We start from the raw sequence: 24,434 nt of genomic DNA, 5'->3' as shown, positions 1-24,434 counted from the left end.
TCACATATCCACGCCGTCGCCTGGGTCGAGCGACACCTGTCGCGCAATGCCCTGCATGAGGCGCGTCAGTCGACGGTTGCGGGCAACCTCGTCCTCCACGTCGTCCAGGCGATCGATCTCGAATTCGTTCTCGGTCGAAGGCTTCACCACCTGCTCGACGCGACTGAGCTCAGGTTGCCGACGACGCTCGGAATCAGTTGTGTCGTCATCCGTGGCCGACGGCGCCGACGTGGCTTCAGCAATTTGCGGACGGGAAGGCAGAGGCAGTTTCGTCCAGTCGTCGGGCCTCCCCACCTCCGCCGCCGCCGCCAGCACCGGCGGCGGCAGGATACGTTCCTGGAAGCGAGCATCCTCATGATAGCGCGCCTTTTTGGCGCGGATCGGCGGCGCACCCGAGACCATGACAATCTCGTCGGCGGACGGGAGTTGCATCACCTCACCGGGCGTGAGCAGCGGGCGAGCGGTCTCGGAGCGGGAGACCATGAGATGGCCGAGCCACGGCGACAGCCGGTGGCCGGCATAGTTCCTCATGGCCCTCATCTCGGTCGCTGTTCCCAGAGCGTCAGAGACGCGCTTGGCTGTGCGCTCATCATTGGTGGCAAAGCTTACCCGGACGTGGCAGTTGTCGAGGATCGAATTGTTGGCACCGTACGCCCTCTCGATCTGATTGAGCGATTGAGCGATCAGGAAGCTTTTCAGCCCGTAGCCGGCCATGAACGCGAGCGCAGACTCGAAGAAATCGAGACGGCCAAGCGCCGGGAACTCGTCGAGCATCAGGAGCAACCGGTGCCCTTGCGCCCTCACCTGCAGATCTTCAGTCAAGCGGCGACCGATCTGATTGAGGATCAGGCGAATGAGCGGCTTGGTCCGGTTGATGTCGGACGGCGGCACGACGAGGTAGAGCGTCGTCGGATGCTTGTCGTCGACGAGGTCGGTGATGCGCCAGTCGCAGCGGCGCGTGACCTCGGCCACGACAGGATCGCGATAGAGGCCAAGGAACGACATGGCGGTGGAGAGCACGCCGGAGCGCTCGTTGTCGGATTTGTTCAAGAGCTCCCGCGCGGCGCTGGCGATGACCGGGTGCGGACCGCCCTCACCCAGATGCGCTGTTTTCATCATCGCGGACAGCGTCGATTCGATCGGGCGCTTTGGATCGGAGAGAAAGCCGGCGACGCCGGCAAGCGTCTTGTCGTGCTCGGCATAGAGGACATGCAGGATCGCGCCGACCAGCAGGGCATGGCTGGTTTTCTCCCAGTGGTTCCGCCGCTCCAGCGAGCCTTCGGGATCGACCAGGATGTCGGCGATGTTCTGAACGTCGCGGACTTCCCATTCGCCGCGGCGCACCTCGAGCAGCGGATTGTAGGATGAGGATTTCGGATTGGTGGGATCAAACAGCAGGACACGGCCATGCCTGGCGCGGAAGCCCGCGGTGAGCTGCCAGTTTTCGCCCTTGATGTCGTGGACGACCGCGGAGCTCGGCCAGGTTAGCAGTGTCGGGACGACAAGGCCGACGCCCTTGCCCGAACGTGTGGGCGCGAAGCACAGCACATGCTCTGGCCCGTCGTGGCGCAGATAGGCGCCGTCATATCGCCCGAGCACCACTCCATCGGAGCCGAGAAGACCAGTTGCCTTGACCTCGTGCTTGTCGGCCCAGCGAGCGGAGCCGTAGGTCTCGACCTTCTTGGCCTCGCGAGCCCGCCAGACCGACATACCGATGGCGACGGCGACGCAGGCGAAACCGCCAGAAGCCGCGATAGAGGCGCCCTCAACGAAGATCGACGGCGCGTAGGCACCGAAGCCATACCACCACCAGAAGAAGGACGGCGGAAGGTAAAACGGAAAGCCGAGGACACGGAACCATGGCGTGCCGAGCTCGGGCTGGAACGCCAGGCGCCAGGCCACCCACTCCGTCGCGCCCCAGGTCGTGAAAATTACGATCGCGAGGACTGCGAGGATCTGGCCCCAGAGTATCTTGGTGGCGGACATAGAAGCGGTCCTTTCTTCACAATGAGGTTAGAGCCCGAGGCCTCGCGTGCGGCCAAAACTCCAGTCGATGCCGTAGTCATTGCGAGCGACGCCAGAGACGTGGCGGCCAAGAAGCTTTTCGAGAGACGGCGTCCAAGGCACCAGTTGGAAACCGAACCCGTCATCGATCATGGCGAAGCGGCCGGAGGCGAGCAGGAAACGTTGCCGGTAGGAGCCGGAGACGAACTCGCCGCCGCGGGCGCTGATGAAGGGCTGGCCGGTTTCCGCCGAGAGCTTTTCGCCGAGCGCCTCCAACTCGCGGCGACGCAGCGTGTCGATCAGGTTGCGGGTGAAGCTTACTCGTTGGGCGTGACGCTCGCCGAGGCCCTGTTCGACGAGGTGGTCGGCACGACGTTCCATTGCCTGCCGTACCTCGGCGCCGAAGCCGCCTTCCGACAACGCAATCGGTTCGCGGGCGATGTTCTGGCGGTCGAGCCATGTGGCGCCGGCGGCGGTTGTCTGCTGCTCAATGTCGAGATCGGAACGGACAGCGAGTGCTGCGCGCCTACGTCCCTGCGCGTCTTGGAATCTGCGCAGTTCGACGACCGAGCCCGGAGTGCTGTCGCCGGCGGCGTCAAGATCGGACAGCTTGATGTGATGTGTGCGACCGTCGGTGCCATCGACCACGGCGTAGGCGCTGCCCTTCAGCTCATCATCGAGACCGCGGTCGACCAGCCGACCGACGATCGGCGTGTCCAGGCGCTCCGCCGCCAGCACATAACTCGCCGCGCTGCGCTCGATGCCCTGTTCTGTCAAGGCGCGGTGCATCCGCTTGATGATGTCGCCGCGTTCGCCAAGCTCGCGCAGCGTCGCCTCGGCCTTTTCGTCGATCATCCATTGGCCTGGGCCGACCTGTTCGGCAAGGCCAAGGGTTTCGAGCTTGCGCACCCGCCCGACCTTCAGCACGTGATACGCGTCGGGCTGAGCGTTCGGGTTGGTGGCAAGGTCGATGACGCCTGTGTCGCGCCCGTCGCGAACAAGCTGCCGGTCAAGCTGGGTCCAGCGTTCGGCTTCGACCTGGCGCTGCAGATTGCGATGGATGTCGAGATCGCTGCGCGGGCCGAGCTCCTGGGTAACAAGATCGGCGGCGCGGGCGCGCATCCCCTCCTTGATGTAGTCGCGGGAGATGACGAGATCCTGCCCGTCATCAGTGTGCCCGCGCAAAATGATGTGAAGGTGCGGATTGTCGGTGTTCCAGTGATCGACGCCCGCCCAATCGAGCTTCGTGCCGAGGTCCTTTTCCATCTGGCCCATTAGATCGCGGGCGAAGGATTTGAGATCCGCCATGTCGACGGCATCTTCCGGCGAGACGATGAAGCGGAAGTGGTGCCGATCATCGCTGCACCGCTCGGCAAAAGCACCGCCATCCACCTCGCCAGCCTCCGGCCCGAACAGCCTTGCCTTCTCTCCGTCACGGGTGACGCCTTCGCGGCGCAGATAGGTGAGATGGGCGGCAAGCGGCGCGGCGCGCACGTGATGGCGCACCAGCCGTGTCTTGATGATCACGGTGCGCGAGCGGCCGGTGAGGAGACGATTGGCGCGCACGCTCGCCGTGCGGCCACGCCCGAAGGTCGAGCGATTGCCCGGACTGATCCGGCCGGAGCGAGAGATGCGGGCGCCGGCCTTCTGGGCGGCGGCAAGCGCCTGCGCGATGAAGGGCCTGGCGCGCTGGGCGCTGGGCGAGCGTATGCGGCCGGGCCGGATTCGGAAACCATCCTCACCGTTCATGGCGAAGATCCGCACATCGTATCAAGGCAAGGAAATCACAGCGAAAACAGTGTTCCGGCGCGGTGCGCCAAATCTTCGCACCTCGCGGAAATGCTGCATAACCTATTGAAACAACACAACCGACCGACGCCGCACCTCGCGGCCTTTTATCTCGCCATCTTCCGGTTGTTCTGCCCACATTCCGCCTCCATCCACGCCACGGTGCGCTGGAGCTTGCGGTTGTGCGAAAACGCCCATGCGCGCTCATGGCTGGATCCCTTCGCCCGCTCGCGCCACGAAGAGGCCTCCGGACAGCGGCACGATGGCGGAGACATCGCGCACGCTGGGCGCGGAGCTCACGTCATTTTCTGGGCGCTCGGTCGGCACGAGAGCGACAGCTTGTATGCGATCCGACTGACCCACGAAGAGCGAGCCGTGCTTCCAGGGAATGGCCTCGACAGACGCGACTGCGAAAGGGCGCATACCCTCGCTTTCACCGATCAGTGGGGCAAGTGCTGCGACATAGGCGCGGGTCTCGGCCGGTAACGGACGCCCGGCGAGGTAGGCTTGGTAGCGTGCAGGTCCCGCGTTGTAGGCGGCCAGAAACCCCGGCGAGCCGAAGCGATCGTGCAGTTCGCGCAAATACGCCGTTCCGGCCAGGATGTTGTCACGGGGATCGAATGGATCGTGGCCGAGCGACCAGCGGGCACGCAGATCATCCCATGTGCCGGGCATGATCTGCATCAAGCCGCGGGCGCCGGCGCTGGAGACGGCGCGCACGTCGCCCGCACTCTCCTTGCGCATGACGGCGCGTATCAACGCAGTCGGAACGCCGAAGCGATGCGAGGCTTCGATGACGTGCGCGCCAAAAGGATCGCGCTGCGACGATCGTGTGAGAGGTGTTTCCTGCGCCAAGGTCGCCACCGGCATGACGGTCGAAACGGACAGGCCGCAAAGGAGGAGCAGAGCCATGCGCCGGGCAGCGCGAAGCGGCCCAGGCGCACCGCGATGGCTCGTCGACGGACGGCGAGCGCGCATCGTTCAATCCTTCTCGCTGCGGTCGCGCGGACGCGCCCAGTGCAGCGACCAGGACGTCTTGTCGTCGCCATTGCGAAAGAGGTTCGCGCGTATCGGCTGCGCGAGGGCCGGGTCGTCGAGCTGGATCGAGACGTAGTCTCCGGCCTTTTCGCTGGAGCGTTTCCAGCCGGCGCCAATCTCGGGGCCGTCCTCGCTTCCAGCGTGAACGCGGTATTCAGGCGCATTTTCGGTTTCGCTCGCCTCTGCCGCCACGATTGCGATATCCAGGTTGAGGCTGAGCGTGTGGATGCGCCCGCTATAGCCAGTCTTCTGGCGCGTAAATTCCCCGATCCGTTGCATGTCAGGCTCCTGTTTTTCAGTGGTGCGGTGATGAAGGCTGGCGGCGCGACGCGCGCCGCCGGTCGCGCGCTCACCGCGTTGACGCGCGCCATTCGAAGCGGCCATCGCCGGTTTCGTCCGTCCACAGCGGGACGGCGCGGCCGATGATCTGGCTGGTGGAGAGGAGGCCGAAGTAACGGCCGTCGAGGCTGTCGCGGACCTGCCGGTTCATCAGGAAGACTTCGCCGGCGGGGATGCGGCGGCAGCCCTGCCAGACAGGCAGGTCACGGCCTGTCCGATCACGCTTGAGCGCCATGCCCGCCTCGACGCCATCGACGGTGATGGTGAGGTTCGAGCGACAGACATGTTGCCCGGCAACGCCAAGGATGCGCTTCATGAGTGGCACGCCCCTCGGCAGATAGCCGCGATCAGCGAGGAACGCGGCAAGTGGCTCGGGCGCGTCGACGGCCACAAGATCGGTGACCTCGAAAGGTCCGTCGACGTCGATCGCGTAGAAGCCGATCGGTGCGCTGGCTGACGCATTCCAGATGAGCTTCGTGGGCATCGAAGTGAGGCCGGGATAGCCGACGCCCATGGTTGCGAGAACGCTAGCGAGGATGATCCCGGCGCGCGTCACGGCTCGGTCCTCTTGCGCAGCAGGAAGGCGCGATGTTGGTCGAGTGTGTAGCTGCGCGGCGCGTGGCCGGCGGTTATCCGGTTGTGGATGTGCCGCCAATGATCGGGCGACACCAACTCAGGCTCGATGTCGAGGCGCTGGATGGCGTCGATCGCCTGCAGCACGCGTTCCACCTTGGGCCAGCTCTCGACCTTCAGAAGGATGTCGCCGCCGGGGCGCACGAAGGGCAGTGTCTGATAGGCTTCGCCACGCGCGACCGCACGCACGATATCGATGCGTGAGATGATCGTTCCGAAGTCGTTCGCCGCCCAGCGCACAAAGGCGAAGACCGCGCCGGGGCGATAGGACAGAATGCGCCGGCGACGATCAACGATCTGTTCCTGGGCGTGGGTGCCGAAGCGTATCCAGTTCTCTTGCCTCTTCTCAACCCAGGTCAGTTCGACATGGACGAGTTCGTCGCGAGCGTGGTGCGTGGCGGCGCTCATCGGGTGGCTCCCGAGCGCGGATCAAGAGGCGGATTCGGGACTTCGGAGACGCTGGTTGCCGTGCTGCTGCCGTCAGAGACCGATGGCGCATTCGAGGTCTTGTCTGTGTCTATGCTGAGTGCATCGCTGGTTCGCCGGATGAGCCTTTGCACATCACGAGCGCGCTCTTCAAAGTTAGACTCTGGGTTAGACTCTAAGTTAAGGGCGCGATTTCGGCTTTGCTTTCTGGAGGTTAGAGCCTGCTCGGGTTCCTGATAGCACGACCCCGCGGTTCCCGATGGCACGACAGGTCCGGTTCCAGATAGCACGATGCCGTCCACAGGCTTTCCACAGGAGGCGATCCGCTCGAAGGCCAGTAGCGTCCGGCCGCCCATCTCCACTTCGAGGAAGAGCGTGTAGCCGGGTAGCGGTTGGCGGCGGATGATGTCGCGCAGTTCGAAGGCAAAGCGCTTGTAGGGCGACAGGCTGCCGGATTTCTGGTGAAGGTGACGGAAGTCGAAGCGCCAGCCGTCGCGCTGGCGTCCGCCATGCTTGCGCACCAGCCGATAGAGCCAGCGCTCCAGCCCGCCAGTCAGGTCGAAATAGGCGCGATCGATCGTCAGCACGAGCGCGTCATCGAGGACTGCCTGGTAGAACCAGTCGGGGACGATCAACTCGATCCCCGCGGGTTTGCCATGGCGATCGATGCGCTCCTGCCACTCATTGATCCATGAGAAGCGGTGACGCCGGCCTTCGGCGGGCTGACGGATCGTCGTCGAGACGGTGGTCGACTGCAGCCGGTCAAGCCCCGCCTTCAGGCGCTGATAGTCGCGCAGGCTCTTGCCGCGGCCGACGAAGGTCAGAATCTCATAGGGCGTGGCGGCCATCAGGCGCGAAGTGCGAAGGCCGGTGTCGCGCGCCTGGACGATCTGGCTCGCGGCCCAGATCAGGATGTCGGCGTCCCAGATGGTCGCCATGCCATGATCGGGTACGGCTTCGACCCGGATCGTGACGTTACCCGCGGCAAAATCGATCGGGGTGATGCGATGGGTCTTGGAAAGGGAGAAGAACGGATAGGCCATGAGATCCTGCGCGTCTCGTGGGGCGAAGTCGCCAGGCAGCGCCCGGAACAGGTCGAGCTGCCCGCGCTCCGAAAGGGATTGGCTTCGCGCCACCATTTGGAAATCCGCGCGCGGTCAGCGTGCGTATCGTCCGCCGTGCGTCGGCGGCGTTGGCGTGTGACGCTTGGCCGGCAGGACCGACCCACGCGGATCGGATGTAGAGGTGACAGCGCCGCGTTCGGCCCAAGCCTGAAGATCGTCGACGGCATAGACGACACGGCCGCCGAGCTTGCGGTAGGAAGGACCAGTGCCATAGGTACGGTGCTTTTCGAGCGTGCGGGCGGACAGGCTGAGGAAATCCGCGGCTTCCTTGGTGCGCAGGAAGCGCGGCGGCAAAACGGCGATATCGGGTCGCATGGGTCGAACCTCCGTGGGGTTTTGGGCAGCCGCTGGCGTTCAGCGGTGGACGGAGACCACGGTGGCGGAGAGTAAGCTTCGTCAGGGATGGGGAAGTTGAGGGGGGGCGAAAACTCCACCCCTTTTGCGCGGCCAGACCCGCTAGGATCGACGGCGATGACGCAGGATTTGCAAATAGCCGCCGCCGATCATGGCGGTGGCGCCTTCGACGAGACCGATCACCGCATCGCGCAGTGCGGAGGTTTTCCAAGGATCGGCGGCGACGCGCTTAAACCCGTAAAGGGCGATCGCAATGTCGCGGTAGCTCGCGCCATTCGAGTGGCCGTCAGCGGCCTGTATCATCAGACGAAAGCGGCGTCGCTGCTGTGGTGTCATCCGCGTGTCCGAAGCTGTTGGGCGCTTTTGCCAGGAACGCCAGAAACGGGTGAGTGCTTCGATCCGTCCCAACGTTTCTGCATCCAAGGGGATCAGCGCCGCCAGAGGACCGTGCGGCTCACTACCGGGCAGAAGCAGAAGTTGAGTGGCGACACCTGCACTATGGACAGTGTGGCGCCCTTCCACGCTGTCGCGGCTTACACCCATGCCGGTCAACGGCGCCGATCGCAAGGACGACAGGAATTCCGGCGCCGGCACGAGAGAAACCACAGCTGGATCGACGTCAGGCGACCAGAAAACGTCTTGCGCCAAGGCGGACAAATCCGGCGTGGCCGGGAAATCGCAACCCCCACTGCCGCTGTGCCTCAGGGTGGAAGGGTGCTTTTTCGGATCTTGTGGTCAGGAGCGCTTGGTAGTGCCGTTGATAGGGTTCGTGACGCCGCAGACACTCCCAGGCGAGCCCTTCGATTGGTAATGTATCGAAATAGTCGTAGCTGTCATTGTCTCGCCAATGCGACGTATCCGGCCTCATCCAAGAGCTCCTCGCAAACAACCCGTAGACCCCGCCTCCAAACGATTCCGGGTTGTGGCGATTGGCGGAAGACCCTTGCCGGGCATCGGGTGATGCCACTTCGGCATCACCCGGGAACGACAGGAGCGGTGGTGCTAGCTGCCGGGTTGACGCAAGAGATGGCGGTAGCCAGCACGCGCCATCCAGCGCGCTCGCGCCAGATGGCTGTCGTGGATGCGCCGGGCGCGTTGTGGCTCCTTCGTCAGATCAATCCCGAAGAGAATTTCGACCACCTCGCGCCAGTCCGCGCCGTCGTCGGCGGCGTCGAGCAGGCGTACATAGAGCTTGATGTGCTCCCGATCGTATTCGGTGAGTTCGTCACCCGTCGGCGCGGTGTCGTCAAACGGCTCGATCATCGCTTGCCCTCCTCTTCACCAGACTGAAGCCTGCATTTTATAGAAACAACAGCGCCGACGGAGGACGGTTGATCAGCATCAGGCGATGCGGTTTCGGCATCGCTCTCGGCTTGAGTGAACCGAACCGGACGTCCCCGGAAGAAGGCCCCGGCCTTCCGGCCGGGGCCTGTGCGGGTCCTCAGTCACCCCGCCGCGCGTTCGGTCGGGACCAGATGAGCGAGAAACCCTCACCTTCCTCGTCGTCGAAGAGGTTGGCGTAGATCGGGGCGTTGAAGCTCGGATCGTCCAGCTTGAGACCCAGGTAGTCGCGGCCCTCGTTGGAGGTCTTCGACCATGCGGCGCCGATCTCGGCGCGGCCGACCAGCACCCGGTGGCTGGGAGCGTTCTCGCCAGTGGCGCGTGTGTCTGGAACGATGCGCACGTTCTTGGCCTGGACACTGAGGGTGACGATTTCTCCGGTGAACTCGTTCGCGGTGGTCTTCTTGAAGGTGCCGATGGTGGCCATTGTAAGTCTCCGTTTTCTGTTCCCGAGCCCGCACCATGCGGCCTCGATGGCGATCACTTGGCCGGAGGCGACCGACGACGCATCGCTTGCGACCGGAGCAACGCGGAGGACGGCGCAGGAACGACTTTCTTGTCTCGCGAGGAATGGCGGCGCTCGGGGTCCCCATGCGCTTGCGGCATGGGGTGGGAGCCGGCAGGGGAAGAAAGTGGAGACGCGCCGTTGCGGCCTAGGCGGTCGAGGCTTCAGCCGTCCTTCGGCCAGATCAGCCCATTGAAGAGGCCGTTTGGAGCGCTCTTGGGACAGATTGGCAACGGAGACGTTGGCGCTCAACGCGCCTCCAGCAGATCGCTACGAGCTTCACTGGTATCGCCCACACATCCAGGCACCAGATCCCGCACACCTCCAACGCCGCGGCCACCGGGCCGCGCTGCCGTCCTGCTACCGACTGGTCGGCCTGCCATGGGCATCGACCGAAGAAAGTCCAAGTCCACAGACGGGGCCGCGCCGGCACGTGGCCGTTGCTCGATCCTTGGCATGTAGCCCGATTGCTCCGATAAGGAGGAGGCTAGGCCTTCGTCGGTCTGGTCCATCCGCCTCGCCCGCGCGGGTCTAGGCTCGAACCACGTCCCTGCCGGATTGGTCGGCGGCTGTCATGCCCGCGACCCGGAGATATGCCGTGACGCCGACGGCGGTCGCGCCAATGACGGAAAAGACGATCTGCCAGGTTTCCGAAGGCATCATGTGCTTCGCGATGCCATGAGTGGCATGGTAGCCGGCAACGATCGCGGGAGCGACGAAGACCATCGCGATCACCAGCTTCGCCCACATAGGGCTGATAACGCCGAGGAGGATTTGGCCGACGCCAAGCGTCAACCCGGCTGCGAGGATGCCGGCAAGGATCGCGCCGAGCCAGCCGGCACCGGTGTTGAATGCCCACGTGCCTGCGCTGACCCCGACGAACAACGGAAGGGCGAAGATAGCAAACGTGAAGAGCAACCAGCACAGGATGCCGATGGCCGCGATACAAAGGAACATGCCGAGAATGATCATGGTGGTGTCTCCGAGAGAATAGCTCTGCGATTGCGCCTTCCACCACCACCTCGGCGCAGCGCAGAGCATAGCAACGAAAACCACGGGCGAAAACTGCCAAAGCTCTCTTTCGCCAGCGGCAATGTTCGCCCCGTCATGGGGCGAACGGGTCGATTTCGCCGATGATGGCGGTGTCGTCGCCGTCATACTCGTTCGCGGGCACGACCGAGAGAGTGCCGTCGCCGGCACGAAAGATGACGATGGCTACCATGAGGGTGGCGGCGAGGCTGAAGGCGAAGGCATGCGCGTCGGCGAGGGACATCGATCCGGCTCCTGTTTGAAGCGGAGGACCCTCCTCCGCTGACAGGCGCCCGATGTGTTCGACCGATGGCCGCAATCACCGCGAAGGCGAAGCCGCAGCGGCGGCACGCTTCGCGTAGTCCGACCCCTTGCGGGTTGATGGCGTCAGGCCGTCGGCTGGACCAAGGATCAGCGCAATGGATCGCGGGGTGCGGTCATCTTCAAGTCAGGAGCAGCGGGCGTCGTTGGCGCGACGCTCATGCTCCATGAGAGTCTGAGCAAGCCGCCGCGCGATGTGGCGGGCGTCGAGCGAGAAACCGGACGGCCATGAACGCGCTGGGTCCCGTTGGAAGCCGCCACGCTGAAAATGAGGATGAAGTTGGGCGATGACGCTGTGCAGTTCCGGTGGCAGGCCTAATCCAGCTCTCTCGGCGTAACGAGCCGCCTTGTCGAGATCGTGCCCGATATGGCGGCGGTTCCAGGGATCGCCGGTCGCGACTCTGAGAAGATGCGACTTCAGGAGCAGTTCAATGGCGATGGCAATGGCGTGAAGGGCCGCATTGTGCCTGCCTAGATCCGCCGCTCGGTCAGCGCCATCGAGGTGGGCGGCGGCATTGCGCAAGAAGGTGTCGGCAAGCGCGATGTCCGGCGTGAAGCTTTCGGGAAAGGATGCGAGCGACATGGCTTGAAGGATGCAGTACCTCCCGGGCATTTATAGGGGCGCTTAGGTTCCGGCGGCGCTTAGGCGCCGCCGTTGCCGAGCCGATAGACCGGGATGCCGAGCTTGCGGGCCTTGTCCACCAGGTTCTCCTGAATGCCGGTGCCCGGAAAGATGATGACGCCGATTGGCATGACCGCCAACATCTGGTCGTTGCGCTTGAAGGGAGCGGCCTTGGCATGTTTGCTCCAGTCGGGCTTGAAGGCGACCTGCGGCACCTTGCGATGATCGGCCCAGCGGGCGGCAATTTTTTCGGCGCCTTTCGGTGATCCGCCGTGCATCAGCACCATGTCGGGGTGCTTGGCGCGGATTTGATCGAGCTTTGCCCAGATCAGCTCGTGATCGGCGGTATCGCCGCCGGAGAAGGCGATCTTGGGACCGGCGGGTAACATGACCTCGGTTTCCGCGCGCCGCCTGGCCGCGAGGAAGTCGCGGCTATCGATCATTGCGGCGGTGAGATGGTGGTGGTTGACCATCGACCCCGTGCGCGGTCGCCAGGCCGAGGCGGTGTGCTGCTCGTAGCGGTCGGCGGCCTGGTCACGCATGAGCTCGAAGGCGTCGCGCCGTTCGATCATGGTCTGCCCCTGGGCGGTGAGTGTCTCGAGTTCGACCGCCTTGATCTCGCTGCCGTCCTGTTCGCGCTGCAGGCGGCGCTGGGCCTGCTCGTTGTCGTCCAGTTGCCGCTCGATCCGTTGTACAGCTCGGTGGAAGACATTGGTGACGGACCAGAGGAGGTCATCGAGGTCGGGTTCGAGGCGCGTGTCGGCCAGGGTGGCGATGAGGGCGTCAAAGATGTCGGCCACGGCTCCGGCCACGTGGTCGCCACCGGGGAGCGGTCGCGGATCTGGCTCGTCGGCATAGGGGCGCCAGCCATAGAGCTGGAGTTCGGTGAGGATGTGATCGGTCGTCGAAGCGGCGTGGTGGGGTTCGGTGTCGTCGTGCTCGCTCATGGGATGCTCCCGTCGGTTTGACCGCGACCCTCGCGGCCTTCATGGCGACGAGAGCGCACGGGCGGGACGGTTCGACACCCGCAGCGAAGCGGAGGGCCGGAGCGTAGCGGAGGATGGCGTCGGCCGGCTATTTTGCCTCGCGATGGAAAGGCGTCGCGCCCAATCGCTGCCATTCGCGAGTAGTCGCGCGCCGCCGGAAAATAGTCGGCCGCCGCCATTGCCTGACCGGCACGACTGTGGGCCCGATCGCCCTCTCGAAGGCCGGGTCGCGGTTCTCTGCCGGCGGGTCACGCATCCATGCGGCGCACCGTCACCGTGCGCCGCGCGCTTCCCCTCACGGCTCATGCCGCCTGTGTCAGATAGCGGATGCGGTCATTGCGCATGAGCTGGTCCGCAATCGAGGCCCGGAAGGCGGCAAGTCCGAAATGGCGGAGATCGTTGTTGAAGTCCTCCATCACCGGTGATAGCGCGATCACGTCGATCCCGACCTCCGTTGCTCGCCCGACCAATGCGTCGCGTGCACCGTCACCGGCCGGATCGTTGTCGCGGATGACATAGAGCCGCCGCAGGTTCGGAGGGAACAGGATGGCGGCAAGGTGGGCTGCCGAGAGTGCAGCAGCCATCGCCATGTCCGGCAAGGCGCATCTGAGCGATAGCGTCGTCTCGATGCCTTCGCCTGCCGCCATGACGCTCCCGGGTACTCCGAAGCGGACGGCGTGACCGAGAAGGTCACCCATTGCCCGACGCGGTGTGTCGACGAGTGCCTTGCCGGCGCCGTCCGGTGCGAGCCAGGTTCGGTGCGCGCCGGTCAGATGTCCATCCAGATCGGTAACGGCGGCAATCATCGCCGGCAAGGTCTCGGTCGGTCCATGATCGTCTGGCCGGTAGTAGCAGTGTGGATGGAACTGCAAGGCTGCGGTTCCGTGCAAAGTCGTAATGCCACGTCCACGCAAATACGTTTCCACGAGGGTGCCGATAATGGGCTTCGACATGGCGACCAGTCGGCGAGCCGCTTCCGGAGATCCAATGGGGACCTGCGTGATCGGCTCGACCGGTCGGGGCGGCATGGCATCTGGCATAGCGAGAAACACGCGCGCCTCGTCGGCGACGTCCCGGAAGTTGACCAGTCCGAGGGATTCGCGGATGACATCGAGCAGGTCGCCATGCTCGCCGGTAGCGGCGTCGGTCCATTTGCCTGGCGGTCCCTTCAGGGATGGCTGCAGACGCACGAACATCGAGCGGCCTGGCGCATTGCGGACGTCGCCGACGGTCCAATAGTTGCCCTGGCGACGGCCATTGGAGAGGTAGTGGCGGCACACCGCCTCGGCATGTTCGCCGAGGCGGTGTGCGAGATCGGATGCAGCGTGACGCGGAATCATGCAGCCTCCCGGTCACTGACCCGCTCGATTGGGAACCGGTCGAGCACGCGCTCCAGGACGGCGAGCCCATTGGCGTCGATCGGCACGAACATCCTGAGCTTCCACGAAATGATCTCGTGGAAGAGACCGTAGGCGGTGAGGCGCTCGCGCATCGTGTCGGTGAAGCCGGACAATTCGATACGCCATGCGCCCATGACGCGGCTGCGGCGAAGCTGGAGATCCTCGGCAAGATCGAGGATGGTCTGGCCGTCCATCAGAGCCGCAAACGCCTGCTCCGGCGACAGCGCAACCACGTTCGTCGCAGAGGCCTTGGCGGCCCATGCCGGCGAGACGCGGCGGCCGATTAGGCGCTCGCCCTCATCGGTCTGAAGTCGATAGACGCGGGTCGACTCGTTGGGCAGGCGCTTCCAGATCGGCAGCAGCAGGCCGGTGACCATGTGCAAGACCGAGTCCGAAAACTCCGGCACCCCGGCGATTTCGGCGGTCCAGGCAGTTGCGAACGCCTCGCGGTCGGCCTCGACCCAGCGTGTTTCTCCCATGGCCTTGAGCGGCATGTTCTGGCCTTCCATCGGCCGGATCAGGCGGACACGTCGCTCGACCTCGCCATCGTCGAGCATGACGCTGGGGGTCGGGATCTGTACGGCGGCGCGGCCCGATTGCTCGTTGATGAGCAGTAAGGCACGCGGATCGCGGAGATGATCGAGCGCCGCATTGAGCGTGACGGGCCGATTTCGCTTGCGTTCGGTGATCGTGAGCATGCGGCTTTCGGCGCCGGTTCGAGGATGGGTGTAGATCACCTGCCGATCGGTGACGACGAAGTTTTCGGCCTGCAGCGTCTCCAGCCCGGCGTCGTAGGTGCCTGACGCGACCGCGCCCTCGATGCGCGCCGCCAGCAGTTGCTCGAAGGCACCGAACAGCACGCCCTGCAGCGCAATGGTGAGTGCGAGCAGGCGATTGAGGAAGGTGGTGATCGGCGGCAACTCGTCCTTGATGCCATTGGCATCCATCAGCTTGAGACCCGTCGCCGCCTCGAAACGCTCGAGCGAACAGCCGTCGACCTTGCCGCGTACGATCAGCAGATAGAGTTGCCGTAGCGCATCGCGGGCATAGTGGCTTTCCAGATTGTCCTCTGGCCGGAACAGGCCCTGGCCGCCGGTCTGGCGCTGGCCGCGCGTGATTGCGCCCAGCGTGTCGAGCCTCCGCGCGATCGTCGAGAGGAAGCGCTTTTCCGCCTTCACATTGGTCGAGATCGGCCGGAAGAGCGGCGGCTGCGCCTGATTGGTGCGATGCGTGCGGCCCAGGCCCTGAATGGCGGTGTCGGCCTTCCAGCCGGCTTCGAGCAGGTAATGCACACGCAGCCGCGTGTTCCGGGCCGAAAGCTCGGCGTGGTAGCTCCTCCCCGTTCCGCCCGCATCCGAAAAAACCAGAACGCGCTTCTGGTCATCCATGAAGGCCTGCGTCTCGGCGAGGTTGGCCGAGCCCGCGCGATTTTCGACAACCAGGCGGTCGCCCTTGCGCACGATGCGGCGCGAGCGACCGGTGACCTCGGCCACGATGTCCGTGCCGAAATGCTGGACGATCTGATCGAGTGCGCCGGGCACGGGCGGCAGGCTGGCGAGCATAGCGATCAGGTCGTCGCGCCGGGCGACCGCCTCCCGGCTCTCGACCGGCTGGCCGTCGCGGTAGACCGGCCGCGACGACAGATTGCCGTCGCTGTCGGTAAACGGCTCGTAGAGCTGCACCGTGAAGGAATGGGCCAGGTAGTCAAGGACATATTCGCGCGGCGTGATGTCGACGCGAACGTCGTTCCATTCCTCGGTCGGCAGTTCGGCCAGCCGCCGTTCCATTAGCGCCTCGCCGGTCGAGACGATCTGGATGACAGCTGCATGGCCCTCCTCCAGATCGCGGGCGATCGAGCGGATCAGCGTCGGCGTCTTCATGCTGGTGAGGAGATGCCCGAAGAACCTCTGCTTGGCGCTTTCGAATGCGCTTCGAGCGGCCGACTTGGCTTGGGCATTGAGCGTGCCGGTAGTGCCGGTGATGTTGGCCGCCTGCATGGCCGCATCGAGATTGTTATGAATGATGCCGAAGGCGCCGGCATAGGCATCGTAGATGCGGACCTGTTCCGGCGTCAGCTCATGCTCGATCAGCTCGTATTCGACGCCGTTGAACGAGAGCGAGCGAGCCGTGTAGAGGCCGAGCGCCCTGAGGTCGCGGGCCAGCACCTCCATCGCCGCGACGCCGCCCGCCTCAATCGCCTCGACAAACTCGGCGCGGGTGGAGAACGGGAAATGCTCGCCACCCCAGAGGCCGAGCCGCTGGGCATAGGCGAGATTGTGGACGGTGGTGGCGCCAGTCGCCGACACATAGACAATGCGGGCATTCGGCAGGGCGTGCTGGAGTCGCAGGCCGGCACGGCCCTGCTGCGAGGGAGAGGCGTCGCCCCGCTCGCCCTTGGCGCTGACGGCATTCTGCATGGCATGCGCTTCGTCGAAGATGATGGCTCCATCAAAATCCGGACCCAACCATTCGACGATCTGCTTGACCCGCGAAACCTTCTCGCCACGGTCGTCGCTGCGCAGCGTGGCATAGGTGGTGAATAGGATGCCTTTCGGCAGCGTGATCGGCTTGCCCTGCGGAAAACGCGACAGCGGCGTGATCAGCAGGCGCTCCATTCCGAGCGCCGACCAATCGCGTTGCGCATCCTCGATCAGTTTGTCGGACTTCGAAATCCACACCGCCTTGCGACGGCCCTGCATCCAGTTGTCGAGGATCACGGCCGAGGATTCCCGCCCCTTGCCGACGCCGGTGCCGTCACCGATCATGAAGCCTTGGCGGAAGCGAACGGCGCCGGCGGCGTCATCGGCCGCGGCGCTGACGACGTCGAAGGTGTTGTCGAGGGTCCAGGCGCCGGCGAGATATTCGGCATGGGCCTCGCCGGCATAGATGACGGTCTCGATCTGCGCATCCGACAGCAGGTCGAGAACGTTCCGTGGCAGGCGCGGTCGATAGCTCGGCTTGGGCGGAGCGACCGAGGCCATCGCCGCCGACTGCACAAGTTGGGTCGGGTGCGCCTGCGCGCCGGGAATACGGATCGCCTGAAGCCCGTAATCTTCATAGATCGCATCGCTGATGTGGCCGCCCTCGGCGGCCTGCCAGTCGATCACTTCATAGGCGAGTTCGACGGCCTCGGGATCGGCGATCGAGGGGCGCGGTGTCGCCCTCGTCGTGCGCGCAAGATAGCCGCGTACGGTGCGAGGTACGGCCGAAGACGGTGTGCCAGTGACGCCCCTGGGCATAATGACCGGCAACCGTGCCGGCAGATGCTCGCTGACCCATTCGAGGAGCGTGGCGGCATCGCGGGCGACGCCGGGAGCGGCCGGGAAGACGCCCAGATCGTCGGCGGGCGCACGGTCGAACACGGTGAGACGCGTCGAAAAGGTCGTGCCATGCTTGGCATAGGCGGCGCCGTCGATGGCGGCGGAGAAGACGACACGACTACGCTCCTGCAGGCGGGTGAAGGCGGCGGTCCAAGCCGGATTGTCGGGTGCGAAACTCGCGCCGGTGATGGTCACCAGCCGCCCGCCGGGGGCCAGGCGCGCCAGCGCCGAGGCGATGTGACGCCAGGCTGCGTCAGCGACCCGGCCCTCGACATTGGCCATGACCGAGAATGGCGGGTTCATCAGCACCACGCTCGGAACGGCGCTGGCGTCGAGATGGTCATCGATCTGGGCGGCATCGAAGTGGGTGACGAGGACAGCCGGAAAGAGGGAGGAGAGGAGTGCCGCGCGCGTCTCGGCAAGCTCGTTGAGGACGAGCGAGGCGCCGGCGATTTCGGCCAGGATGGCGAGCAGCCCGGTGCCGGCCGAAGGCTCCAGCACACGGTCGGCCGGCGTAATGGCGGCGGCGGTGGCCGCGACGAGGCCGAGCGGGATCGGCGTCGAGAACTGCTGGAAGGCCTGCGCCTCTTCGGATCGGCGGGTATGCGTCGGCATGAGCCCGGCGATCTTCGACAGTGCGGAAAGCCGGAGAGCCGGAGAGCCGGCTTTGCGGAACAACGCCTTTCCGTACTTGCGGAGGAAAAGGACCGTCGCGGCCTCGCAGGCATCGTAGGCCTGCTTCCAGTCCCAGGCGCCGGTGGCGTCGGAGGCGCCGAATGCGGCTTCCATCGCAGAGCGCAGCTTTGGCGCGTCGATGCTCTCACCGCGTTCGAGATGGGGAAGCAGCAGGCCGGCGGCGGCGAAGATCGCGCCGGCTGCACCGGCTTGGGCGAGCGGGAGCGACGTGGCAGCGGGAACCGCCACAGAGGGCGAGATCATGTACATGGTGTGAACCTCGGGAGAGCGGGGACAGGATCGAGCCGCGCGGCGCTCTCTCTGGACCGCGCGGATTCAAACCCATCCCGGCCCGCCTCTCCCTCTCAGGGCTCCGCCGAAGCCAAAATGAAACAAGCGCCCCGCCATGAGGTGGAGCGCTTGCCGGTATCAACCGATCTCGATCATATTCCGCCGTCAGCTGACGCCGCGCGGTCAGGCCGCCGCCCGTCCTTCGACGACATCGGCGCCGACCTCGTCGGCGGTGATGTCTTCAAGACGCGCATTGCGGTATCCGGTCTTGGCCGTCCAGAGTTCGGCCGCATCGCGGCTCTCGGCGAGGTGCAGCAGCTCGTCGTGGTCGCCGATCTGCTGCAGGACCCGGACCATGCCGATCGCGGGTCGCTCGACGATCTCGAAGCTGAGCGAGCTGTCGACCGAGTGGGTGCGCATAACGGTCACCAGGATGATGCCGCCGGAGGAAAAATTCCCTTCGTTGAGCGTGATCGAGGCCGGGGCGCTGTAGGTCGGACGGTCGCGCGGGGGTGACTTGCGAACCAGCCGGCCGAGACCGTTGCGGCGCTCCCAGTCCGCGAGCTTGCGGGTGAAGCACGCGGGCGGTTTCGGCGTGCCGTCCGAGTAGCGGATCAGCGAGCCAAGCGGGGCGTTGTCGTAGACGATGTGGGCTGACATGGACCTATCTCCTGAAACGAAAATGGCCCGGCGGGGAGCCGGGCCGTGAGGTGAAGGCGGAACGTGGCGACGAGAGCCGCGCTGTCGATGGGTGCTATTCGGCGGCGACCGCGTGTCGGGTGACGTCGTTGGCCGCAGGCGAGTCCTCCTCATCGCCACCGGCGAGGAATTCGGGCAGGTCAGCTTCCTCGCCCTCATCCGGCTGCGTGGCTGGCGCGTCATCGCCGCTGAGGCGGAGCGGTTCCGGCAGCCACCCACTATCGGCAAGGAGGCGCTCCGCCTCCTTGGCCATGTCGCCCTTCTTGAGGTGGTCGATGAGCTGGGCGGCCTGCTCGCCGGCACCTTCGCGCACGGCTTCGAGAATGCGGGACTTGGTGACGCGGCCGAGATAGTTATCGACCGTCGGGCGCCAGCCAGCATCCACCATGTCGAGGCCGGTGGCACGGGACAGCCGATCGGCTTCGCGCAGGCGCTGATCCAGCCCGTGCTGGGAAACGCCGCTGCCGTGGGGATTGGGTCGTTCGAACAGGGCGTTGATCCCATAGCTGACGCAATGCGCCAGCAGCGCCTGCCGGCTGGCGTCGTCGAGACCGTCAAGCCAGCCCCATAGAGTCTGGTCGTCACCGAGCGGGATGTCTCCCTTCCATGTCGCATGGCGCTCATCAACCGCCCTGGCCGCTGGGCTGTCTTTGAGGTCGGCGTCCTGCGCCGGCAGGTGGACATGCCGGACGAACGCCTCAACGCAGCCGGTCGCGGAACGCTGACCGAATGTGTCAAGAACGAGCCTATGCAAGAGCGCCGTGATGGCAACATGCTGGTTCTCGGCCACGGCATTGCGCAACGCCAGCGTACGATGGGCGGTGAGTTCGATCACCAGGCGCTCGGGCAGCGGCTTGATGATGTCGCCCTCATCCTCCTCGGGCTCGGACGCCTGCACGCCGATGGTGATGGTGGCGCGGCGAACGGAAAGATCGTCGCTGCCATCCCCGCTCCCGGTCGCACCGTCGGGCTCCGCGGAGTCGCCGCCGACCGTCTGTGTCGCTTCATCCTCGGGGCGCACATGGCCCCGATCGATGACGAGATCGCCATCACGATCGATGCTGATGAACACTCCGGCGCGAGCGATCTCGGCCGCATCGTAGTTCATCGGCCGGCTCTCGAAGGCATCGAGCGCAGACTCGATCTCGCCGAGGTGCTGATCGACCTCGTCGGGGAGTTCGTCGACTTCGCCATACTCGGCTTCCAGCCGATCGTATTCCTTGCGCAGCGCTTCACGTTGTGCCCGCTCCGCGTTGGTCAGATCGGTGGGGGTGCCGGCGAGCGCTCTCAGGCCGTGAGTGTGGCCATAGGGCAGATCGACATCGACCACGATCCACTTCCAGCCCTCTGCGGCGATATCGTCGGCGATCGACTTCAGCTTGTCGCAGACCAGGCGGTCGAGCAGCACAGGGTCCTGCAGCCAGCCGCCATTGTCGGCCTCGAACAGGTCACGCAGAACAATGCCGCCGGCTGCGAGATAGGCCTCGACGCCGACGAATAGCGTTCGGCGATCGCTTGCCAGAACCGTGGTTTCGGTCAGCATGCGCCGGATTTGATGCGGCTCCTTCGACCACGAATGTTCGAGCGCCTCCCAGACCTGTTCCTGACGGGCGTGATCGTCGGTCACGGTGAAGGCCATGAGTTGATCGAGCTTCATGCCGTCCTGCTCGTAGATATCGTGCAGCTTGGGCGACACCTTCGCGAGCCGCAGGCGTTGCTGGACAAAGGTCGCGGACACGAAGAAGCGTGCCGCAATCTCCTCGTGGCTCGCGCCCTGATCGTGCAGGGTCTGGAAGGCACGGAACATGTCGAGAGGATGCAGGTCCTCGCGCTGGAAGTTCTCGGCCAGCGAATCTTCCTCGATCGGCACCTCGCTATGTGCGTCGGTGACGACGCAAGGCACAGGCTCGGTTTTGACCATGCGCTTCTGCTTGATCAGCAGCTCAAGGGCGCGATAGCGGCGGCCACCAGCCGGCACCTCAAACATGCCGGTCTCGTTGCCCTCACCATCCAGCACTGGCCGGACGTTGAGACTCTGGAGCAGGCCGCGCCGTCCAATCGAGGCGGCGAGGTCCTCGATCGTTTCCCCGCGCTTGATGCGCCGGACGTTGGACTGGCTCAGCATCAGCTTGTTGAACGGGATGTCGCGCGAAGCGTTGAGGGTGATCTTCTGCTTGACCGTAGCCATCTTGATTATCTCCGCGACGGGCGGCCGAGACTCTCTCGACCTCCAAACCCGTCACAAAGACCGGCGCAGCCCTCTCACTCTACGTACCGCGCCGCACACGGAAGATCCGAGGTACGTGAGGAGGATCATGCCGCCCTCCTGTCGATGTCGGTCTCATCGACCTCGCCTGTGCCCGTCCTGGAAGCGCCGTCAGGTTGCGGTAGGAAGGCAAGCAGCCAGTCGGCCGCCTTGCTGGCCCGGGAGGCGGCACGCACGATGGCGCGGTTGTCTTCGCGCAGAACCTCAAGCCAGGAGGCCAGGTAGTCGGCGTGGCGCACGGTCGGCACGATGCCAAGCGAGGCGCAGCAGAAGGCTGCGTTCATCTCGGCGACCAGTTCCTCGAACGCATATTTCTTGGTGCCGAAGGCGCCGCCGAGGTCACGGCCGACGCGGGAGGGATGGCCGGTCGCATGGCCAAGTTCGTGCAGGGCGGTGCGGTGCCAGTCGATGGTCTCGAAATAGGCCTGCGGGGGCGGCACCCGCACGTAGTCGTGCGCCGGCACATAATAGGCGTTGTTGCCACCGATGCGGAAATCGATCCCGGTCGCCTTGATCATCGCCTCGACCGTAGGCTCGATCAGTCCGGGTTCTGGTGCAGGCGGAGCCGCGGCCAGATCGTCGGGCAGATTTTCGCATTGCGCCACGTTGAACACGATGAAGCGCTTCAGGAACGGTATCACCTGTGCTGCCTCGCCGGTTTCCCGCGCGCGATTCTTCTCGTCGTCAGGGATGAAGCGGTCAGCATAGACGACGGTGGTCCCGTGTTCGCCCTTGCGGACATGACCGCCCAGCGATAGCGCCTGGCGGAAAGTCAGCCATCCCTGGACGGGAAAGCCATGCTCGACGACCGCACCCCACAGGATCAGTACGTTGATCCCGGAATAGGCGCGGCCTGTCGCGGCATTGGCCGGCATGGCGAGAGGAGCTTTCGTCGCCGTCGTGCCCCAGGGCTGCACCCAGGGAAAGCGCCCAGCCTCCATCTCGGCGATAATCTTGTTGGTGATATCGTCATAGAGGCTTGCCCGGTCGGTGCTGGCGCGAGCGTAATGTCTGGACATCGCGGTTCTCCGCGACGGGCGCCGGAGGCCTCTCCTCCAGCTCTCAACCCGTCACGGCAAACCGGTCCGTACTCTCACTCTAGACGGCGTTGCGGGGGAGGACGCTCTCGAATTTGGGCAAAGGCGGTCCGCGCCAAATCGGCAAATGTCGCTGACCATCTAGTATGGTTATTGCTACCGGACTGCGTGGCGGATGCGGTCGGTAAGCGTTTGTTCGACGTCGAAATAACCCTCCCAGGCTTCGGGTAGCTGAGCCCGCGCGGCGGCGGCGAAAACATCGAAACCGTTGGCGCTTTCGCAGGTGGGCAACTCCTCCCAACTGACGGGCACCGCGCACGACGCTCCCGCGCGTGCCCGCGTCGACCAGGGACAGATTGCAGTGGAGCCCTGGCCGTTGCGCAGGTAATCGAGAAACATTCGGCCCTTGCGCTTCGCCTTGCTCATGTTGGCGACGAAGCGCGACGGATCTGTACGGGCCAGCAGTTCGGCGAAGTCTTGGCAGAAGCTCTTGACCTCGTCCCAGTCTGCCTCCGGGACGAGCGGCACGACCACATGAACGCCCTTGCCGCCGGACAGCAACGGCCACGACTGCAGTCCAAGCGCTTCCAGAAGGCCCCGAACGTCGAGGGCTGCCTGCTTGACGGCAGTGAAGCCGAGGCCCTCGTCGGGGTCGATGTCGAAGATCATGCGGTGCGGCAGATCCGGCTGCTGGCGCAGGCTCCCCCAGATGTGGAATTCGAGCACGTTCATCTGGACACCTGCGATCAGCCCTGCCAGGTCATCGACCCACAAGATGCGGCTTTCCTTACCGGACATCTTCTCCAACTGGCCGTCATGGATGGCCTTGGGCATGCCTGGCAGTCTGTGCTTCTGAAAAAAGGTCTGTTGCAGGTCGCCGTCGGTATCGCGCACCAGCGACAGCGGCCGATCCTGTATGTGCGGCAGCATCTTCTCGGCGACCACGGCGTAGTAGGCGGCAAGCGTGGCCTTGGTCACCTTGGTCCCGGGATACATGACCTTGTCCGGATGCGTCAGCTTGACGCCGACAGCAACTGCGATCTCCTTGCCGATTCCCGGATCGAGATTGGCGGAGCCAAGAGTTGCCGGCGCCTTCGGCATTTCCATCACTACCTGGTCGGCTCGCTTGTCTTCGCGCATGCCCTGAAAGCTTGGATGTCGCAAGCTGCCGTCCGGTGTGACTTCGGCATAGGTGACTTCGGCGACAAGCTCGGGCTTCACCCACCGGGCACGACGGGCAATGTCTCTCGGAACAGAAGCGAACGCCGGTTTCTCAATACGGCGTTTCTCGAGCTTCGCCAGGATGTCCTTGCGCATCGCTGCGGTGAACCCAGTGCCGACGCGACCGCGATAGATGAGCTTGCCATTGTCGTAAGTGCCGAGGATCAGCGAGGCCATGCCATGTCCTGTGTCACTTGGGCGATAGCCGCCGACAACGAATTCCTGTCGCTTCGTGCACTTGATCTTGAGCCAACTCCCGGTGCGGTCGCCGACGTAGGAGCTGTCGGCGCGCTTGGCGATAACGCCTTCGTGGCCGCCCGCGCACATGGCGTCAAACACCCTTTTGCCCTGGTCGAGGATGTGGCTGGAGAATTGCAGGCTGTCTTCAGGGCGGCGCGAGCCTAGCAGGGACTCAAGTCGCTCCTTGCGCTCAAGGAGCGGCTGGTTCGACAGATCTTCGCCATCGAATTCAAGCAGATCAAAGGCATAGAATTTGAGCGGCATACCCGCGGCAATGCCGGTTTTCAGCATGGAGAAGTTCGTGCGGCCCTGGCTGTCGATGGCGACGATCTCACCGTCGATCAGCACCGCGCCCTTGGTCAGTCTCCGAAGCGGCGGCAGGATGACCTTGAACTGTCGGGTCCAGTCGTGGCCATTGCGGGTATAGACGACGACGTTCGAGCCGGAGATGGCGACTTGGGCACGATAGCCGTCGAACTTCATCTCGAAGAGCCAATCCCCGCCGACCGGTATGTGGTCTGTCAATGTGCAGAGCTGGAAGGACCGAAATCCCGGCAGCGGATATCTAGGGATAGATTCCAAGTCTCGGCGCCGTGTGCGCCTTTTGCTGATGCCGAGGGTGCCATCTACAGCCGACATGCGGAACTCGGATACACAGTCCGATTCAATACCCTGCCTGGGATTCGGTTCCATGTCCAAGCATCTCCGCGCCGGCGACCGTCGGCGCTCTAAGGAAGAACGGCGTATAAGCCGCAGTCCTGCGCGCGTCCGCAAC

22 protein-coding genes are annotated in these 24,434 nt (G+C 64.7%); all 22 read right to left on the bottom strand.

Annotated elements, in window-relative coordinates:
• The 22 genes from AC1DVW_RS09460 to ligD all read right to left on the bottom strand — a co-directional run bounded on the left by AC1DVW_RS09460 (position 1) and on the right by ligD (position 24,352).
• Positions 1-1,986: a conjugal transfer protein TraG gene (locus AC1DVW_RS09460; RefSeq protein ID WP_477322569.1), complete on the bottom strand. Its 1,986-nt coding sequence runs from the start codon at positions 1,984-1,986 to the stop codon at positions 1-3.
• A gap of 27 nt (positions 1,987-2,013) precedes the next feature.
• A complete protein-coding gene (locus tag AC1DVW_RS09455; RefSeq protein WP_477322567.1) occupies positions 2,014-3,753 on the bottom strand; it encodes a relaxase/mobilization nuclease domain-containing protein in 1,740 nt (579 codons plus the stop codon).
• A gap of 243 nt (positions 3,754-3,996) precedes the next feature.
• Complete coding sequence (locus AC1DVW_RS09450; RefSeq protein WP_457152983.1) at positions 3,997-4,770, bottom strand: lytic transglycosylase domain-containing protein; 774 nt, start codon at positions 4,768-4,770, stop codon at positions 3,997-3,999.
• Between the two features lie 3 nt (positions 4,771-4,773).
• Positions 4,774-5,109 carry a DUF736 domain-containing protein gene (locus AC1DVW_RS09445; RefSeq protein WP_457152984.1) on the bottom strand — a complete coding sequence of 112 codons (336 nt, stop codon included), beginning with the start codon at positions 5,107-5,109 and terminating at the stop codon, positions 4,774-4,776.
• Positions 5,110-5,179: 70 nt separating this feature from the next.
• On the bottom strand, positions 5,180-5,725 hold the full coding sequence (locus AC1DVW_RS09440; protein WP_457152985.1) for a S26 family signal peptidase: 546 nt from the start codon (positions 5,723-5,725) through the stop codon (positions 5,180-5,182).
• A complete protein-coding gene (locus tag AC1DVW_RS09435) occupies positions 5,722-6,210 on the bottom strand; it encodes a DUF2840 domain-containing protein (protein ID WP_457152986.1) in 489 nt (162 codons plus the stop codon). The genes AC1DVW_RS09440 and AC1DVW_RS09435 overlap by 4 nt, the downstream gene beginning before the upstream one ends.
• A complete protein-coding gene (locus AC1DVW_RS09430) occupies positions 6,207-7,367 on the bottom strand; it encodes a replication initiator protein A (protein ID WP_477322564.1) in 1,161 nt (386 codons plus the stop codon). The genes AC1DVW_RS09435 and AC1DVW_RS09430 overlap by 4 nt, the downstream gene beginning before the upstream one ends.
• Positions 7,368-7,385: 18 nt before the next feature.
• The gene (locus AC1DVW_RS09425) at positions 7,386-7,667 is read right to left on the bottom strand and encodes a helix-turn-helix transcriptional regulator (protein WP_023690466.1); all 282 of its coding nucleotides are present in this window, start codon (positions 7,665-7,667) and stop codon (positions 7,386-7,388) included.
• A 141-nt stretch (positions 7,668-7,808) separates the two neighbouring features.
• Positions 7,809-8,354 (bottom strand): DUF2285 domain-containing protein, encoded by a 546-nt coding sequence (locus tag AC1DVW_RS09420; RefSeq protein ID WP_477322562.1) that lies wholly within the window; start codon positions 8,352-8,354, stop codon positions 7,809-7,811.
• Complete coding sequence (locus AC1DVW_RS09415; protein WP_477322560.1) at positions 8,326-8,574, bottom strand: transcriptional regulator domain-containing protein; 249 nt, start codon at positions 8,572-8,574, stop codon at positions 8,326-8,328. The genes AC1DVW_RS09420 and AC1DVW_RS09415 overlap by 29 nt, the downstream gene beginning before the upstream one ends.
• Positions 8,575-8,708: 134 nt before the next feature.
• Complete coding sequence (locus AC1DVW_RS09410) at positions 8,709-8,969, bottom strand: DNA -binding domain-containing protein (RefSeq protein WP_477322558.1); 261 nt, start codon at positions 8,967-8,969, stop codon at positions 8,709-8,711.
• Positions 8,970-9,147: 178 nt separating this feature from the next.
• On the bottom strand, positions 9,148-9,474 hold the full coding sequence (locus tag AC1DVW_RS09405) for a DUF736 domain-containing protein (protein WP_352547069.1): 327 nt from the start codon (positions 9,472-9,474) through the stop codon (positions 9,148-9,150).
• A 609-nt stretch (positions 9,475-10,083) separates the two neighbouring features.
• Positions 10,084-10,524 carry a hypothetical protein gene (locus AC1DVW_RS09400; RefSeq protein ID WP_477322556.1) on the bottom strand — a complete coding sequence of 147 codons (441 nt, stop codon included), beginning with the start codon at positions 10,522-10,524 and terminating at the stop codon, positions 10,084-10,086.
• 133 nt (positions 10,525-10,657) lie between these two features.
• On the bottom strand, positions 10,658-10,825 hold the full coding sequence (locus AC1DVW_RS09395; protein ID WP_352795338.1) for a hypothetical protein: 168 nt from the start codon (positions 10,823-10,825) through the stop codon (positions 10,658-10,660).
• A gap of 204 nt (positions 10,826-11,029) precedes the next feature.
• A complete protein-coding gene (locus AC1DVW_RS09390; protein WP_477322554.1) occupies positions 11,030-11,485 on the bottom strand; it encodes a hypothetical protein in 456 nt (151 codons plus the stop codon).
• 59 nt (positions 11,486-11,544) lie between these two features.
• Positions 11,545-12,471, bottom strand: a complete 927-nt coding sequence (locus AC1DVW_RS09385) for a DUF2493 domain-containing protein (RefSeq protein WP_477322552.1) — start codon at positions 12,469-12,471, stop codon at positions 11,545-11,547.
• Positions 12,472-12,812: 341 nt separating this feature from the next.
• Positions 12,813-13,850: a DUF7146 domain-containing protein gene (locus AC1DVW_RS09380; protein ID WP_477322550.1), complete on the bottom strand. Its 1,038-nt coding sequence runs from the start codon at positions 13,848-13,850 to the stop codon at positions 12,813-12,815.
• A complete protein-coding gene (locus AC1DVW_RS09375; RefSeq protein ID WP_477322549.1) occupies positions 13,847-18,175 on the bottom strand; it encodes a strawberry notch-like NTP hydrolase domain-containing protein in 4,329 nt (1,442 codons plus the stop codon). Before AC1DVW_RS09375 ends, AC1DVW_RS09380 begins: the two co-directional genes overlap by 4 nt.
• A 204-nt stretch (positions 18,176-18,379) precedes the next feature.
• Positions 18,380-18,856, bottom strand: a complete 477-nt coding sequence (locus AC1DVW_RS09370; RefSeq protein ID WP_477322547.1) for a hypothetical protein — start codon at positions 18,854-18,856, stop codon at positions 18,380-18,382.
• 94 nt (positions 18,857-18,950) lie between these two features.
• Complete coding sequence (locus AC1DVW_RS09365; RefSeq protein ID WP_477322545.1) at positions 18,951-21,083, bottom strand: ParB/RepB/Spo0J family partition protein; 2,133 nt, start codon at positions 21,081-21,083, stop codon at positions 18,951-18,953.
• A 125-nt stretch (positions 21,084-21,208) separates the two neighbouring features.
• Positions 21,209-22,180 carry an ArdC family protein gene (locus tag AC1DVW_RS09360; RefSeq protein ID WP_477322543.1) on the bottom strand — a complete coding sequence of 324 codons (972 nt, stop codon included), beginning with the start codon at positions 22,178-22,180 and terminating at the stop codon, positions 21,209-21,211.
• Positions 22,181-22,354: 174 nt separating this feature from the next.
• Positions 22,355-24,352: a DNA ligase D gene (ligD, locus tag AC1DVW_RS09355; protein WP_477322541.1), complete on the bottom strand. Its 1,998-nt coding sequence runs from the start codon at positions 24,350-24,352 to the stop codon at positions 22,355-22,357.
• Positions 24,353-24,434 lie beyond the last annotated feature (82 nt).

It is taken from the genome of Mesorhizobium sp. P3_B5 (genome assembly GCF_056402815.1).
This window is presented reverse-complemented; position numbering and strand designations above follow the sequence as displayed.